The sequence below is a fragment of the Catellicoccus marimammalium M35/04/3 genome, assembly GCF_000313915.1.
GTDB classification, from domain to species: Bacteria; Bacillota; Bacilli; order Lactobacillales; family Catellicoccaceae; genus Catellicoccus; species Catellicoccus marimammalium.
Genome location: NZ_AMYT01000012.1, coordinates 1 through 16,841 on the forward strand (window position 1 = coordinate 1; position 16,841 = coordinate 16,841).

Sequence of the window (16,841 nt, forward strand, 5' to 3'; positions counted from 1 at the left end):
AAAGTGAAAAGAAGAGGTTTTACCTCTTCTTTTTTTTATTTTATAAAAAGAAAAGAACGGAAAATCCGTCCTTTTAGAAATAATCATAGAGATGAGGTGAAGATACTTCATATTGCTGTAGTAAAGGATGTGGAGATAAGCATTGAAGTTCTTCAGTAAGTAATAATTCTTCTAAAGAAGAAGTGCCAAAAAAGAACATCGTCCACGCTTGAATAGATCCAGCGTAATGGACATTGGATAATTGTTCCTCACTAATTTTTACCCATTGTTGATCCATATAAGACCAAGTACCAGTATTCCAAGGAGCAGAGTCGTCTTGAATATAAATCTGGCAAAGATTAGTCTCAAAAGAAATTGAAGGCATTATTAAATAAGATTGGAATTGAGCAAAGTCAATAATGCGTCCCATCATATAATCTTTTGTTTGTATAGTAAGTCCTTGCGTATCTGTAAACACAAAAGGAAATTCTTTTGGTGCAGCAGAAAAAATAAACTGCTGACAAGTACTACTATGTCCTTTCGAAAATTGTAAGAGTGCTAATAGACCATCAAAAGAGGAAACCGCAATTTCTTCTATATGAAACGTTTGATTTTCCATGTGATAGAACATATAGCCTAAATAACGATCTTCTTTTTTAATGAATGCGACGTGCCAAGGATATTTTAATTGTTTATATTCCCACCACCAATTTTGTCGATCTAATGTACCATTTTGCTTTCCTAAAGTAGCCTGATAAATTTCCTGTAATTGATGGATGTCCGCTTCTTTGAAGGTTGTTCTTTCATATTCATAACGTTGCTTTGGGCGTTTTAAAAAAGAAAGTGCTGTATGATCAAATCTAATTTCTGTTTTCTTCACTACATTTTCATAGCCAAATTTACGATAAAAAACTTGTGAGAATGGAGCCAATAGAGAAAAAGGAATTTGTTCTTGTTTTAAATCAGAGAGTAATTGTTGAAAAAGAGATTGAATCCCTCCTTTACCTCTAGCCTCAGGATAACTTGCGACGTAACCAATTCCTGCCATAGGTAAAGATTGTTGTTGGTATTGGATATGAAAAGGAGTAGAAAGTAATTGATTCATTACTTGATCCTTTTCTGTGTGATAATACCATTGACTGTGATCTAAAAGATGATAGAAAAATGTTTTTCGTTCTTTAGAGTCTGGTTTATTAAATGCATAAAGCGATAGTTCATAAAGTTGCTGTTGAATATCCATAATCTTCTCCTTTTAGAAGGTGTAACCCTTTTCATTACTGTCAGTATAACAAAGAATAGCATTTTCTTCATGAAAAAAGAGGAAAGGAAAAATAAATCGCTGGATATAAAGCAGCACATAAAAAAGGGAGAAAGACAAAGGCAGAGCGTCTAGAAAAACAAAAATAAAGAATACCCAAAGTAGAAGCCCAAAATAAAATAGAAAGCCAAGTAGAAAAAGGAAATAATAAAGTGAAAAAGACAATGATATATAAGTCCCCATCTCCTAGCCAACGCTCTTGATTCCATATCGAAAAAAGAAAAGCTAAAATCGTCCAACAGAAAAAAGTAAACCAATGCCAATGAATGAGTTGAAAACAAGATTGTGTACTCAACCAAAAAGCCAAAAAGCTATAAAAATAAAGAGGATAAAATTCCCCATAACAAAGATCACAATAAGTCACAAAACAAAGATATAAAAAAGTAAGATAAGAAGAAAAAGTAAAAGAACAAAAAAGTCCATAATAGAGAGATAAAAAACCAAAAAGAATTTCGGTAAAAAAAGACTGTGAACAAATTTGTATTCCACAATAGCGACATTTTCCTTTTAAATGGCAATAGGAATAAATCGGTATTAAGTCATACCAAGCTAATGAATGATGGCAAAAATCGCAATAAGAACGATTCTGTAGCGGTTGCTCTTGATGGGCATATTCTAATAAGTAATCAAAGAAAGACCCAAAGCAACTTCCAACCAAAAAGTAAAGGAAAATCATGCTTCATCCTACTCCTTTCGTTTGCCAAAATTTAAAAAAATGGAGAACTCACTTGTATATACAAAATTTCTTGCAAAATATTTTTAAAAAGAAAAATTGTAAGCGATTTCTATACTTTCAATCTCAAATAGAAATGTTTATAATGAAAAAGTAAATAATAAAAGGAGGAACCGATGAATGGTAAAATTAGTATTTTCTCGTCACGGTGAAAGTGAATGGAACTCTAAAAACTTATTCACAGGTTGGACAAATGTTCAATTAACAGAAAAAGGAATTAACGAAGCAAAAGAAGGCGGCCGCAAAATTAAAGCTGCTGGAATTGAATTAGATCACGCTTATACATCAGTATTAGATCGTGCCATCAAAACTTGCCATTACATTTTAGAAGAATCTGATCAATTATGGATTCCTGAAACAAAATCTTGGCGCTTAAACGAACGTCATTACGGTGAATTACAAGGATTAAACAAACAAGAAACAGCTGAAAAATATGGTGCTGACCAAGTAAAATTATGGCGTCGTTCTTATGACGTATTACCTCCATTATTGGATGAATCAGATGAACGTTCAGCAGTACATGATCGTCGTTACGCTCATTTACAAAAATCATCTATCCCTGCTGGTGAAAACTTGAAAGTTACTTTAGAACGTGTAGTACCTTTCTGGGAAGATGAAATCGCACCACAATTATTAGATGGTAAAAATGTTTTAGTTGCAGCACACGGTAACTCATTACGTGCGTTAGCAAAACATATCGAAGGAATTTCTGATGAAGACATCATGGACTTAGAAATCCCTACAGGTCAACCATTAGTTTATGAATTAGATGACGAAACATTAGAAGTAAAAGATAAATACTACTTATAAGATTCACTTAAAAACAAGAAGAACTCTGATAAAGAGTTCTTCTTTTTTGTTTTTTTAACAGGAAGGAAGATATATCATTAATATAAGATTAAAATTACCTTATGTTATTATTGGATAAAAAATTCACAAAATGCTAAAATAGTAGTAACAAAAAGGAAAGGTAGTGTTTACCATGATTGATGAGCAATGGAATCATCGATTCAAGAAGAATTGTTACATTTTTATTTTTAGTTATGCCGTCATGGGTATGGTTACAGGGATTACGAACAATACGTTCTTCTCTTACTTAGACCTTGTAGCGCCCAATATTGTTAAAGGGATGGGAATGTATACCGCAATTTCTTCTGCGTTGGTTTCTATCTTGTTGCTCTTTGTCCATAAAATAGGGTACAAAAAAACACTGATTGTTTCTGCCGTTGCTAGTGCGATTGCGCTCGCGATGTGTGTGATTATTCATCAGCCGACAGTGATTGCTGTGATGTATATCATCAGCTTTGTTGGTATTGCTATGTTTGACTATACGTATCCTCTATTATTAACTTCTTATGTCCCCGATGATCAACAAGTTACGATGTTCTCTCGCACAATGTATATCAACTTATTAACACAAGCCGTTGTCACTTTCTTTGGCGGTAAATGGGTTGTTGCCATTTTTAGTCACTTGCTACATGTTTCTTACGATAAGGCTTCTTATCTGTCAGAAAATCCATCTGCATTAACTGCTGCTCAACGCACGTTGTATATTCATTCTTATGAAAAAATTGTTTATATTGCGGTTGCCTTAGTGGTTGTCGCTGCCATTGCTTGCTTCTTCCTCAAAGAAAAACAAAGCGATTACCAAGAACAAGAAGGCGAATTGCAAGGCTTTGAAGGGGTCAAACGAGAAGTTTCTATGTATAAGCAATTATTTACCAAAGATATCCTTTTATGGATGCTTTATTTAGTCATCATTCAAATTGGGGCAAGTATTATCACTCCTTACTTCCCAATTTACTTAAATAACTTCCTTCATATTGGCCGTGGTACAGTTTCAACGATTTTATCTTTACAAACATTGGCAATGGTTATTGGTTACTTACTTGCGCCATGGTTAGAAAAGAAATTAGGTGCGATTGGTTCTATTGGAGGCTTATTGATTTTAGTTATCCCATTATTACTAATCATGCCACATGGGGCAATGTTTGGAGCACAAACGCCATTAATTATCGGAGTGATTTTATTCTTCCGTTCTGGTCTTGCCAATGCTTCTATGCCTATCCAACAATCTTTACAAATGAACTTTGTGCGTAAAGACCTCCGTCCAGCTTTTAGTTCATTTATGACGATTGTTTATGCGATTGCGGCATTCTTTACAGGAATCTTTACTCGTTACTTCTTATTTGTTCGTCCTGAAGGGTACGGCAATGCTTATTACATTACAAGTGTGATGTATACAATCGGTACGATTTTAATCTATGTCGTCTTCTTCAAAAAATACAACCGTATTTTATCTAAGAAAAATAAAGAAGAAGATCCAGCAGACGAACCTGTGAAAGCAGAAGCAACAGAAGAGTAAAAGACATACAAAAAAGGAGAGAATACTTATTCTCTCCTTTTTTTGTTGCTCCTACATATTTTCTGGAGCTTTTAAACCTAATAGACGTAAATCTTCAGCTAAAACAATCGTTACAGCTTTAACTAAAGATAAACGAGCTTGTTTTTCTTCGTTGTCTTCTAAAATACGAACGTGTGCGTAGTATTTATTGAAGGCTTGTGCTAATTGAATCGCATGTTTGGCAATGACAGAAGGTTCATATTGAGCAGCTGCTTTTGTCACAGCTTCTTTGAACGCTTGTAATAATTTAATAACTTCCCAACTATCCGCATCGTTTAGAGCTAATGCAGCATCTAAATCGATTTCAAAGTTGGCTTTACGTAAAATACTGCAAGCACGAGCATGAGTATATTGAACGTAAGGTCCAGTTTCTCCTTCGAAACGAACCACTTCTTCTAAGTTAAAGTCAAAGTTGTTTAAACGATCATTTTTCAAATCGTGGAAGACAACCGCACCAACACCGACTTGATGAGCGATTTCGTCTTTGTTTTCTAAGTCTGGGTTTTTCGCTGCGATTTGTTCTTTGGCACTCGCAATCGCTTCGTTTAATACTTCTTCTAATAAAACGATTTTGCCTTTACGAGTAGATAATTTTTTACCACCTTGAGTAATTAAACCAAATGGAATGTGGTGGATGTCTTTCGCCCATTCATGACCCATTTCTTCTAACACGGCTTTTAATTGTTTGAAGTGCATGCTTTGTTCATTTCCTACAACATATAGAGATTGAGCAAAGTCGTAAGTTTTATGACGGTATTCTGCTGCTGCAAGGTCACGAGTGATGTATAAAGTCGCACCGTCTGATTTTTGGATTAAGGCTGGGTTTAGTCCATATTTTTCTAAGTCTACAACCATTGCACCTTTACTTTCCACTAATAAATGTTTTTCTTTTAATTCTTCAATGATAGCATCCATTTTATCGTTGTAGAATGCTTCTCCGTTGAAAGAGTCAAAATGAACATCTAACATATCATAAATATGCATGAATTCTTTTAATGATTCTTCACGGAACCAAGCCCATAATGTTAAGGCTTCTGCATCGTCATCTTCTAATTTTTTGAACCATTGACGAGCTTCATCTTCTAATTCAGGTTGTGTTTCTGCTTCATTATGGAAGCGAACGTATAAGTTTAATAATTCTTGAATTGGGTTTTCACGAACCGCTTCTTCTGAACCCCATTTTTTGTACGCTACGATTAATTTACCAAATTGAGTTCCCCAGTCTCCTAAGTGGTTAATTTTAATTGGTTGATAGCCAATTTTTGCCATAATGTTTGCTAAGGCATTTCCGATCACAGTAGAACGTAAGTGTCCCATAGAAATTGGTTTAGCAATATTTGGTGAAGACATATCGATAGGAACGTTACGTCCTTCTCCTGTCATTTGGTTTCCGTAGTCGGCACCTTTTTCTAAGATTTCGTGTAAGATTTCTTCACTGACACTATCTTTTTTCAAGAAGAAGTTGATGTAAGGACCAACGACTTCGATTTTTTCAAATGCCTTTTGTGGTAATTGTTCTACGATTTCACCAGCAATCACTTGTGGGGCTTTGCGTAAGTGTTTTGCTAAAGCAAACGCAGGGAATGCAATATCTCCGTGTTGGGCAGTTTTTGGTTTTTCTAATAAGTTTAAAATTTCATCGCTAGAAAGATGTTCGCCAATGACAGCGACTAAAGTTTCAGCGACTAATTGTTTCTCGCTCATAATGGCCTCCGTAATATATAAAAATTCTTTTCCTATTATAACAAAAAAAATGCGTCTTTTCTATTGCCTTTCCCTAAAAAAAAGATAATTTTTTCTAAGTTATGCATAAAAAGTGAATATTTTGTTATAATTAGAAAGAAATATGCAATTGAGGTGTGATAGATGAATAAAAAAGAGAGACAAGAAATCTTGCGTCGACTAATCCAAAAAGAAAAAATCGTAACCCAAGAGGCGTTAATTCAACGCTTACATGAAGAAGGGGTAGAAGCGACACAATCAACGATTTCTCGGGATATGAAGGAATTACAGATTACAAAATTGCGCGATGAAAATCAACCTTCGTATTATATCTTGCCAGAAAGTTTAGCGCTAAGAGAACAATATTTAAACTTAGAAAATTTAATCCGCGAAAATGTAGTGAATATTTATCGAGTGCAATTTGTCGTTATTGTTCGCACAAAAATTGATATGGCGAACATCATTGCGGCAATTATCGATGATGGGATTTTTAGTGAAGTGTTAGGCACCATTGCTGGGGCAGATACTATTGCGATTTTTTGTCAAAATGAAGAGAAGAGCCAGCGATTATACGAGCTCTTCTCAGAAATGTATTTGTAATTAAAAAGGTGTTGGACAAGTAATCGTCATTTTTTGTTGTAAAAATGGATGGAAAAAGGTCAATTGTGCCGCATGTAAATAAAGACGTTTTGCCGGTTGTCCATATAAAGGATCTCCAACTAATGGGTGTCCTGTACTTGCAAGGTGCACTCGAATTTGGTGCGTACGTCCTGTTTCTAGGCGACAACGAATGCGAGTTGCATTTTTCTCTGTTTTTATAATTTCGACATGAGTGACGGCCGGTTGCCCATTTTTAGCCACACAACGTTTGCGTTTGTCATGACGGTCTTTTCCAATCGGTTGGCGACAAGTAAAGTCATGCGTGAGTGTTCCTTTAGCCAAAGCTTCGTATTCCCGATACATCGTTTTGTCTTCCAATTGGCGACCTAATAGAGGAAGAACTACCGGATTTTTGGCAAATAAAAGAGCACCACTGGTTTCTTTATCTAAACGATGAACGACATAAGGATGACCGTTCATGTATGCTGCAACGGCGTTTAACATCGTATTGTTTTCGTTTGGTTGATTGGGATGAGTTTTTATTCCACAGGGTTTATTTACCACAAGGATGTGCTCATCTTCATATAAAACTTCTACAGGAATAAAAGCATTAGGAATTACTTGATGGAAAGGATAATCTTCTTCATCAAAGGTTAACCCCACCACAGCACCTTTAGAGACAATGGTATGGAAAGGGACTTTTTCTCCATTGACGGTCACATGTTTTTTGGTGCGTAAAAAATGACGGACTTTTCTTGGAATCGCCCAGTCTTGTAATAAGTCAGTTAAAGATTGTTCTGCGTTTTCATTAATAATTTCTAAATACATGATTTCCTCCCTTGTACTCTTTTCTAGTATATATCAAAATAATATAATGTTAAAAAAGGAGGGTGAAGGATGCCTGAAGAAAATCAATCTCGTCGTTCTCGTCGGGAACAAAGAGAACAAAAAGAAAAACAAGAGCGACAAGAACAAAAGACGAGAAAAAGAGAAAAAAGACACCGTGAACCAAAACCAGTCGAAGAACAAAATCTTTTAGAAAAAGGCTGGTATAAAGTGAAACCGTATTTACAGCGTTTTTGGGAGAAGTTTAAAGCGCTTTGGAAAAAATATCATATGACAAAAGTAGTGCTTCTTGTCGGACTGACCTTTATTTTAGTCAGCAGTGCCTACTTATTCTATTTAGCCAAAACAGCGGATGTTAGTCAGTTAGAATCGAACTTAAAACAAATGACGACCATCTATGATAAAGATGGAGATAAGGCAGGAACTTTGTATTCCCAAAAAGGAACATACGTGAATATTGATAAAATTTCACCGAATATTCAAAAAGCGGTTGTATCTACCGAAGACCGTCGTTTCTATGAACACCATGGATTTGACCCTATTGGGATTGCTCGTGCGGCAGTACGAATGATCTTCAATGGCGGAAGTACAGCGGGTGGGGGCGGAAGTACCTTAACCCAACAGTTAGCGAAAAATGCATACTTAACGCAAAAGCAAACCTTTGACCGTAAAGCCAGAGAACTCTTTTTAGCGATTGAAATTGAAAAACATTATTCGAAAAAAGAAATTTTAGCGATGTATTTAAACAATGCTTACTTTGGTAACGGGGTTTGGGGCGTTGAGGATGCTTCAAAACGCTACTTTGGGAAAGATGCCGATCAACTTTCTGTGAGTGAGGCTGCTTGCCTAGCAGGAATGTTAAAAGGTCCAGGACTTTATAATCCCATTGATCACTATGATAATGCGATTAAACGTCGCAATACTGTTTTACAATTGATGCTTGATAATAAAGCCATTACTCAGCAACAATACGATGCCGCAAAGGCACAAGGCTTACAATTAGCCGATACTTATCATGAACCCGATGATACGTATAAATATCCTTATTACTTTGATGCGGTCATCGATGAAGCCGTGAATGATTTTGACATTAAAGAAGAAGACATCATGGATAAAGGATATAAGATCTACACTTATTTAGATCAAAACTATCAGGCACAGATGCAAAAAACCTTTGACAATAATAGTCTGTTCCCAGGACCAGCCACAAAAGATGGCGTTCAAGCAGCGTCTGTTGCGATTACGCCAAGTAATGGTGGCGTGAGTGCTGTCGTTGGAGGACGAGGAGAACATACGTTCCGTGGATATAACCGTGCAACGATGGCAAAACGTCAACCTGGTTCGACGATGAAACCTCTTGTTTATACGCTAGCGTTAGAAGATGGTATGACGCCAGAAACAAAATTACAAGATGAACCACTTGATTACTATAAAGTGAAAAACTATGATGGTACGTATAGTGGAACGGTTACGCTATATCAAGCAACCATTCGCAGTTTGAATCCACCAGCAGTAGAAGTATTGAAAAAAGTCGGAATTGATCAAGCGATGAAAAAAATTAAGAAGTTTGGAATTCCACTAGTCAAAGACGATAATTACTATGGATTAGTATTAGGTGGTCTATCCAAAGGGGCAACACCAATTCAAATGGCGGATGCCTATAGTACCTTTGCTAATAAAGGAGAACGTTATCCTGCACACTTCATCAAAAAAATCGTCAATGCCTCAGGCGAAGTGGTTGTTGATAATACAGGAGAAAAACCAGTAAAAGTCACTTCACCAAAAGTGGCAGAAGAAATGACCGGAATCTTGCAAGGGGTATACAACCAAGGAACAGGAGCTTCTGCTAAACCAGCAAACTATACGATTGCCGGGAAGACAGGAACCACGGAAGCGGTAGTTTCTGGTTCTAATAAAGGAGAATCCAAAGACCAATGGATGATTGGTTATACACCAGATATCGTCGTTGCGACTTGGATGGGTTATGATAAGACAACGAATAACAATTATCTAACAGGAAGCAGTGGAACGACACTCGCTCAAGTCTTTAAAAATGAAATGGAAGGAATTCTTCCGTATACGAAGAACACAAGTTTTGAAGTGGGCGATGCAGGCCAAGCACAAAAAGCCAACCAAAATGGCAATTCTTTCTGGAACGATTTGAAAGATAAAGCAGGCAAAGTGGTAGAAAAAACAAAAGAACATCTACCTGCCTTGAAAGAAAAAGTATCAAATTTCTTTCAACAATTCTCTCCACAATAAGAATGTGATAGAATGAGTAAAGATAGAAAAAGAAAAGAGGAACTCAAATGAACATTTATGATACAGCGAATCAATTAGAACGCGATGTTCGTGAATTAGCAGAATTTAAAGCATTAGAACAAGCATATAACGAATTGAAAGCACAAGAAGAAAGCTTCCAATTATTTAAAGATTTCCAAAACTTGCAAGTAAGTTTACAACAAAAACAAATGCAAGGCGAAGAATTTACTGAAGATGATGCAAAACAAATGCAAGAAATTGCAGAAAAAATCCAAAATGATGATGCTATCACAAATATGCTACAAAAAGAACAAGCATTAAGTATCATTATGAATGACATCACTGCTATTATGATGAAACCAGTACAAGACTTGTACGGATTCTAAAAAGCATAAAAAGAGGACGTCCTAGTTATGTCTAGGGCGTCCTTTTTTAGAATAAAATTGAGTAATAAAGCATCATTATTATGTTATTAGGAGTTAAGATTTTATTCTATAAAATAGAATACCATTTTTTCGAGCAAAATAGTTTTTTATTTTTTCTTTAACTATTCAATTGAAAGAAAAAATTGAGAAAGGAATTTATATGGAGGAAAAAGAGGCAAACAAAAATCAATCAAAAACGAATTATTTAAGAAACAAATTACATGAAGAAGTGAAACGATATATTGTGGATGTTTCATGGCATTACTTTGTCTACAAGCGCTATGCTAATCAATTATGGCGGACAAAAATTATTGTCCACTTCGCTCGGTTACTAGCTACAGGAATAGCTTCTTCTGGATTAATTGCTTTATTATTTACCGATGAAGCTTGGCTTCAACTCGCAACGACGATTCTTTCTTTAATCGTCTTTTTGATTAATGGAATTAGTCGAGATTATAATTATTAAGATCTTTATAAAAAAGCGAGTAAAGATGCAGTACGCTTATGGCAATTAAGAGAAGATAGTTTAGATTTATTGTATGATATCACGTACCATCTTTCAGATATTGAGGAAAATGAGAAACGATTCCAACAGTTTATTGAAGAGCAGAGAATCATTTATGAAGGATTACTTCCGGTATCCGCTCGTCTCTTACGAAAAGTTAATAAGATGTATTATCAAACGAATATCATTATGGAAGAATGGTCGAAAGCAGAGGAACGAATTATTCCTGAAGAATTAAGAAGTATCTTATTAAATGAAAATGAATTTTATCGAGAAAAAGAAATTAATAGAGAATAGTTCTTATCCATATATAAAAAAAGAAAAATAATGTTTTCATATAGAAAGTTAAAAAATGAAAAAATATAGTAGTTAAGAGATAATACAATTGATAATAGAAAAAGTATTAGATATGGAGTAACGATTTATGATTGATTTCATAAATAATTCATGTATATCTAAAAGTAAAATGGAAGCATTAAAATAATATTTTTACAAAATTTCTTTTCTTATAGAAAAATATGAAGATGTTTTTTATTTATTTATTGATATAATTTTACTAGAAAATTACTGGAATTTATAGAGTTAGGAGATAAGTAATGAGTAAAAAATCTATTTTAAATACCTTATTAATTTCAAGTGCTTTATTAGGTGCGACTGTTGCTGATGCGGCAACTTCTGATATTAAATCAGAAAGCAAAAAAGTAACAGTTAGCACAGAAAAAGCTAAATTATACAAAGATTCAAAATTAAAAGAATCAACTACCCCTAAAAATGGTACTGTGTATCAAGTAAATGGCTACCGCGATATTAATGGAAAACATGTATATCGTGTATATCAAACAGATAAAGAAGGTAAAAAAGTTTATCGTGGCTATATTGATCGTAAAGATACAAAAGATTTCAATGGTCAAAAAGCCAGCGGTCAATATGTAGCGAAAAAAGGATCAAGTTTCTGGTCAAACTTCTATTGGACAGAAAAGAAAGCTTCACTTTCAGAAGACAAAGTAGTATTTGCTAAATATGAATATACATTAGGAAATGGTAAAAAATATTATTCAATGTATACGAAAGATGCTGCTGGAAAAGATGTATGGCAAGGATACACAACAAAATCTAACTTATCAGCTATTAAGTCTACAGTAGAAAATAAATATATTACTCTAAATAAAAATACAAAATCATTTGCGAATTTATATTTCCAACAGACAAAAGGTAGTTTCGATGCAAGTAAAGGAGTAAACTTCAAAGTTACTCGTTACTACACAATTGGGGGTAAAAAATATTACTCTACAGAACAAAATAATGGGTGGACAGGTTATGTAGATGCTTCTGTTGTAGAAGATTTAACTTCGAAAAAACTAACAGGTGCAGATGCTAATGTCCAAGTCGCAAGAGAATGGAATACTTATAGTAATCATTTCTATACAAAGAAAGATCAATTAAAAGATTATAAAGGTAAAACATTAACTGCGAAATATATCTATACTTACGGAAATGGTAAGAAATATGCTTCATTATATGATGGAGATACATGGTTAGGTTATGCCAATGTAGAAGCTTTGAAATTTGTTGGAGATAATAAGCCAAGTAAACCAGATACTAAGCCAGAAACACCTAAACCAGACCAACCTGGTCAAGGGGGTTCAGGAAGTGGAGATCAAAAACCAGGTGATGACACAAGCAAACCAGGAAATCCAGATGGCGATGGTTCACAAAAACCAGATGGTGGAAAACCAAGTGAACCAAATAAACCAGAACAACCTAAGCCAGATCAACCTGGTCAAGGAGGTTCAGGAAGCGAAGACCAAAAACCAGGTGATGACACAAACAAACCAGGAAAACCAGATGGTGATGGCTCACAAAAACCAGGCGAACCAAGTAAGCCAGAAGAAAAACCTGAAGAAAAACCAGAAACGCCTCAACCAGGTACAACATTAGAATCTCAAATTAAAGAAGTAAAAGCAGAAGCAGAAAAAGTTTACTTGAGTAAAGACCAACAAGCTAAATTAGATAAAGCTTTGGAAGAAATTGGTAAAGTAACATCTAATGATACAGAGAAATTTGAAAAAGCAAAAGCTGCATTAGAACAAGCGAAAAAAGATTTGGCAACTTGTCCTACAAAAGAAGAAGTAAATAAAGTTGTTGAACAATATAACCAATTAAAAGAAAAATGTGCAAACTGGAAAGAAGGACAACATAAAGATGTATTTTCTCCAGAAACAGAAAAACCATTTGAAGCTGCATTAAAAGCAATTGAAAAAGTTGGTAAAGCAAATGCTTCTAATGGAACAATTACAAAAGAAGACTTAGCTAATGCTAACAAAGCACAAGAAGCTGCAAATAACTTAAAATTCAATGCGAGCTTAATTAATAAAAAAGTAAATGATAAAGCAACTGCATTAGTAGAAGCAGCGAAAAAACTAGAGGATGCAGGCTATGGATCAAATAGCTCTGATAAACAAACTGCAGTAAATACAAAAGTAGAAGCAGCGAAAAAAGAATTAGCTGAGAATAACCTATCTGCAATTAAAAACGGAAAATGGAACTCTGATTCATGGAATAAAATTAATACAGCAGAAAAAGCAGTAGTATCTGCAGGAAAAGATTTACAAGAAACTGTAAAACAACCATTAAAAGATGAAATTAAAAAAGCAGAAGCAGCACTTAAAGTGTCCGTAGAAGGAAGTAAACAACAGCTATCTGAAGCTATTAAGAAAGCAGAAGAAGATTTATTAAATAATCGTTATGATAAGTTTATTGAAGATAAAAAAGCTTTAGAAGAGGCAATTAAAAAAGCTCCAGAAAATGGAAAAGCAGATGTTGTTAAACTACAAGAAATGATTAATAACGTTGATAAAATTGCACAACTTCCAAAAGATGACTTTATTAAAGATGATGCTACAAATACAGTACTAGCTAATGAATATGCTACAGCTCAAAAAATGGTGGAAAATCCTGAAAGTTGTACAAAACAGCAAATTTCAGAGGAAATTAATAAATTAGCAGAGGCAGCGAAAAACTTAAAATTAAATGTAGAAAAATTAACTACAGCTGGAAATGAATTTAAAAATATGGTAGGTGTAAACGGAGAAGGTGGTACTTACTATATCGATAAAACACAAACTTCAACTATGAAATCTTCTTCATTAGCAACAACTTGTGAAGCAGGAATGAAAGCTACAACATTGAAAGATTATGCTGCATTTGATAAAGCAGATAAAGATTTAGCAAAAGCAATCAAAGATGTACAAGATAATTGTCCAAAAATGTCACAAGTAAACGAAGCAGTAGAATATGCACAACAGTTAGAAAAAGCAGGTTTTGATACAAAATCAGAATATAAACCATTATTTGATAAAGAAGATTGTGATCATATTGAAAATAACTTAGCGGCTGCTAAGAGAGTAAAAGCCACAAAAGAATCTAAAGGTTCAATTAGTAAATCTGATATTACAAGTGCTGTAAACTTAAAAGGTGAAATTTTAGATTTACGTGTTAACGTTATAGGATTAGAAAAAATCAATAATGAAGCAGCACAATATGCAAGTGATGCAATGAATCGTAAATCTGCAATTAAAGAGGCAGCAGATGCATTAAAAGATGCAGTTGATAAAGCCAATCAAGTTGTAGAATTAGAATCAAATCAAAAAGTAATTATTGCTAAAGGTGCTAAAGATTCAGAATATCAATGGAATACACAAGGTATTAAAAATATTGCTAATGCTGAAAAAGAAGTGAAAACAAAAGCGGAAGCATTAGCTAAATTATTGAAAGAGCAACAACAAGAAGAAGCTGCAAACAAAATTACGGATGATAAAGCGACTCTAAATGATCCAGTTGCTTTATGTGCTGCAATTATGGAATCTGATAAATCTGATGAATCTGCTAAACAATTAGCTAAATTATTAGATAAGGTAGCTTATCCTGTATGGAGTTATAGTACAGGCCATAAGGTAAATCAAATTACTAAAAAAGTGAATGGCAATATTTTAGTAGTTACACAAGAAAATGATCCAAATAACCAAGGATTAGTGATTAATGAATCTTGGACAAAATTTGACCATAGTGGTAAAGGTCATTACTATAATGCAATTAAACTACTACAAGATTATGCTCGTAATACAAAATCTGTAGAAACAACAACTGTACAAGATTTAATTAAAGAATTAGTAAACGACTTCCAAGGAATGCGTGTAGTTACTGAAGATTTAGAAGAATTAGTTGCTAAAGCAACCCAACGTGATATTAATAGTAATAATCTAGTAGAATTAGTGGAAAAAGCGAATGAATATATTGCAAATCCAAAATTAGATAACTGGAAAAATATTGTAGAAACTACAAAATCTTTACGTGAAGCAATCCAAAAAGCACAAGAAGAGCAAGAAAAAGCACAGGAAGAAACGCAAAAACCTGCAACAGAACAAAAAGGTGATGTGATTACAAAAGATCAAGCTACATTGAAGAGTGCTCCAGCATTAGCACGTACAATTTTAACTTCACCAAAAGCCAACAATGAAGCGAAAGAATTAGCGAAAATTGTAGATGCAGCTTATGAAGTAGATAAAAATAGTACAGGAGACTACACAAAATCTATTTCTAAGATTGATATTAATAAATCTTGGACAGAATTTGGTGGCTCAGGTCATGGCTCATACTATGATGCATTAAAAGATCTACAAGATTATGCTCGTAATACAGCATCAGTAAAAGATGTAGAATTGCAAAATGACGCAGATGAGTTAGTTGATGATATGGAAGGGTTACGTGTATTACCAGACTACTTAGCAGATGCAATGCAACAAGCAGAAAAAGCAGAGAAAGTAGCAAAAGAAAATAATGTAGTATCTTCAGAAACAGATCAATTAATTCAAGAAGCAAAAGTAATCGTTGAAGGAAAAAATGATGCGCGTCGTGGATTAGATAACTGGAAGCATATTAATGAATTAACTGCAAAATTAAAAGATGCAGCGAAAAAATTAACAACTTTTGTTAAAAAATAAATATCATAAAGAAAACACCTAGATCATTCTAGGTGTTTCTTTTATAGAAAAATAATTTTTCAGAGCATATTACAGAAAGATATATCATAAAGCAAAGAAGAAAAAATTAATAATATATCTAAAGATATAAATTAATAATGAGAAAATGAGACATTTAGATTTCTAAATGTCTCATTTTTATTATAAAAAATAGATGTCAATAAAATAAAATGAATGATAAATAAGATGAATATCATTTTTTAATTATTAGCTTTATTGTATGTAAGCGCTTTGAATGTGAAAATTGATTTTAAAAGTTTAGACTGAATTTTGTTGATTTTAAAGGGTTATTTAATACATAAAATGAAATTTAGAAAGAATATAGATAGAAAATATACAAATATCATTTGTTTTTTTTTTTTTTTTATTGATGTGCAAAAAATGAAAATAAAAAAAGTTTTAAATTTGATATAATGAGCCTGTGACTAAAAAATAATTAAAAAATTTTTATTAAAAAAGGAGAATTTTAATGAGTAAAAAAGCAATTTTAAGCGCATTACTAGTTTCTTCTGCATTATTAGGAGCTACAGCTGCTAATGCTGCAACTTCTGATATTAAAGCAGAAAGTAAAAAAGTAACAGTTAGCACAGAAAAAGCTAAACTTTACAAAGATTCAAAATTAAAAGAATCAACAACACCTAAAAATGGTACTGTATATCAAGTAGATGGATACCGTAACATTAACGATAAACATGTATACCGTGTATACCAAACAGATAAAAATGGTAAAAAAGCTTACCGTGGATATATTGATAGCAAAGATACAAAAGATTTAAAAGCTGAAAAAGCTAAAGGTCAATTTGTATTAAATGGAAAAACTAACGTATGGAAAAACTTCTATTGGACAGCTAAAAATACTGACAATGCAGAACGCGTAGTATTTGCGAAATATGAATATACATTAGGAAATGGACAAAAATATTACTCAGTATATTCTAAAGATGCTGCAGGAAAAGAAGTATGGCAAGGATACACAACAAAATCTAACTTAAAAGAAGTTACTTCAAC

General features: G+C 33.6%; 12 protein-coding genes and 1 pseudogene. 9 read left to right on the top strand and 4 right to left on the bottom strand.

The window, feature by feature from the left end; genetic code table 11:
• Positions 1-73: 73 nt before the first annotated feature.
• Positions 74-1,219: a GNAT family N-acetyltransferase gene (locus tag C683_RS02640; protein ID WP_009489458.1), complete on the bottom strand. Its 1,146-nt coding sequence runs from the start codon at positions 1,217-1,219 to the stop codon at positions 74-76.
• A 67-nt stretch (positions 1,220-1,286) separates the two neighbouring features.
• Complete coding sequence (locus C683_RS06725) at positions 1,287-1,973, bottom strand: prepilin peptidase (protein WP_009489460.1); 687 nt, start codon at positions 1,971-1,973, stop codon at positions 1,287-1,289.
• Between the two features lie 177 nt (positions 1,974-2,150).
• Between C683_RS06725 and gpmA the strand changes: the two genes are divergently transcribed.
• Together gpmA and C683_RS02655 are read left to right on the top strand one after the other, a co-directional pair.
• Positions 2,151-2,840, top strand: coding sequence for a 2,3-diphosphoglycerate-dependent phosphoglycerate mutase (gene gpmA, locus C683_RS02650; protein WP_009489462.1), 690 nt, complete (start codon positions 2,151-2,153; stop codon positions 2,838-2,840).
• 172 nt (positions 2,841-3,012) lie between these two features.
• Positions 3,013-4,395: an MFS transporter gene (locus C683_RS02655; RefSeq protein ID WP_009489464.1), complete on the top strand. Its 1,383-nt coding sequence runs from the start codon at positions 3,013-3,015 to the stop codon at positions 4,393-4,395.
• Positions 4,396-4,446: 51 nt separating this feature from the next.
• Here C683_RS02655 and argS read toward each other — a convergent pair whose 3' ends face one another.
• Positions 4,447-6,138 carry an arginine--tRNA ligase gene (argS, locus tag C683_RS02660; RefSeq protein WP_009489466.1) on the bottom strand — a complete coding sequence of 564 codons (1,692 nt, stop codon included), beginning with the start codon at positions 6,136-6,138 and terminating at the stop codon, positions 4,447-4,449.
• Between the two features lie 162 nt (positions 6,139-6,300).
• On the opposite strand from argS, the gene argR reads away from it, so the two are divergent.
• Positions 6,301-6,756 carry an arginine repressor gene (gene argR / locus C683_RS02665; RefSeq protein ID WP_009489468.1) on the top strand — a complete coding sequence of 152 codons (456 nt, stop codon included), beginning with the start codon at positions 6,301-6,303 and terminating at the stop codon, positions 6,754-6,756.
• Here the strand turns inward: argR and C683_RS02670 are convergent, their stop codons facing one another.
• A complete protein-coding gene (locus tag C683_RS02670) occupies positions 6,757-7,584 on the bottom strand; it encodes an RluA family pseudouridine synthase (RefSeq protein WP_009489470.1) in 828 nt (275 codons plus the stop codon).
• A 69-nt stretch (positions 7,585-7,653) separates the two neighbouring features.
• On the opposite strand from C683_RS02670, the gene C683_RS02675 reads away from it, so the two are divergent.
• The 6 genes and pseudogenes from C683_RS02675 to C683_RS02700 form a co-directional block, all read left to right on the top strand.
• A complete protein-coding gene (locus C683_RS02675; protein WP_009489472.1) occupies positions 7,654-9,864 on the top strand; it encodes a PBP1A family penicillin-binding protein in 2,211 nt (736 codons plus the stop codon).
• A gap of 47 nt (positions 9,865-9,911) precedes the next feature.
• Positions 9,912-10,250, top strand: coding sequence for a YlbF/YmcA family competence regulator (locus C683_RS02680; protein WP_009489474.1), 339 nt, complete (start codon positions 9,912-9,914; stop codon positions 10,248-10,250).
• A 199-nt stretch (positions 10,251-10,449) separates the two neighbouring features.
• On the top strand, positions 10,450-10,755 hold the full coding sequence (locus C683_RS02685; RefSeq protein ID WP_009489476.1) for a hypothetical protein: 306 nt from the start codon (positions 10,450-10,452) through the stop codon (positions 10,753-10,755).
• A 69-nt stretch (positions 10,756-10,824) separates the two neighbouring features.
• The gene (locus C683_RS02690) at positions 10,825-11,091 is read left to right on the top strand and encodes a hypothetical protein (RefSeq protein ID WP_040388619.1); all 267 of its coding nucleotides are present in this window, start codon (positions 10,825-10,827) and stop codon (positions 11,089-11,091) included.
• 299 nt (positions 11,092-11,390) lie between these two features.
• A complete protein-coding gene (locus C683_RS02695) occupies positions 11,391-15,794 on the top strand; it encodes an MCP domain-containing signal transducer (protein WP_009489480.1) in 4,404 nt (1,467 codons plus the stop codon).
• Positions 15,795-16,302: 508 nt separating this feature from the next.
• Positions 16,303-16,841 (top strand): annotated as a pseudogene (locus C683_RS02700) (BspA family leucine-rich repeat surface protein); the annotation flags it as partial.

Bases quoted from the DNA above. Each gene is read 5' to 3' on its own strand.
- C683_RS02655 (WP_009489464.1), top strand. From the start codon at position 3,013: ATGATTGATGAGCAATGGAATCATCGATTCAAGAAGAATTGTTACATT.
- C683_RS02670 (WP_009489470.1), bottom strand. From the start codon at position 7,584: ATGTATTTAGAAATTATTAATGAAAACGCAGAACAATCTTTAACTGAC.
- C683_RS02675 (WP_009489472.1), top strand. From the start codon at position 7,654: ATGCCTGAAGAAAATCAATCTCGTCGTTCTCGTCGGGAACAAAGAGAA.
- argR (WP_009489468.1), top strand. From the start codon at position 6,301: ATGAATAAAAAAGAGAGACAAGAAATCTTGCGTCGACTAATCCAAAAA.
- C683_RS06725 (WP_009489460.1), bottom strand. From the start codon at position 1,973: ATGATTTTCCTTTACTTTTTGGTTGGAAGTTGCTTTGGGTCTTTCTTT.
- C683_RS02640 (WP_009489458.1), bottom strand. From the start codon at position 1,219: ATGGATATTCAACAGCAACTTTATGAACTATCGCTTTATGCATTTAAT.
- C683_RS02685 (WP_009489476.1), top strand. From the start codon at position 10,450: ATGGAGGAAAAAGAGGCAAACAAAAATCAATCAAAAACGAATTATTTA.
- argS (WP_009489466.1), bottom strand. From the start codon at position 6,138: ATGAGCGAGAAACAATTAGTCGCTGAAACTTTAGTCGCTGTCATTGGC.
- C683_RS02680 (WP_009489474.1), top strand. From the start codon at position 9,912: ATGAACATTTATGATACAGCGAATCAATTAGAACGCGATGTTCGTGAA.
- C683_RS02695 (WP_009489480.1), top strand. From the start codon at position 11,391: ATGAGTAAAAAATCTATTTTAAATACCTTATTAATTTCAAGTGCTTTA.
- gpmA (WP_009489462.1), top strand. From the start codon at position 2,151: ATGGTAAAATTAGTATTTTCTCGTCACGGTGAAAGTGAATGGAACTCT.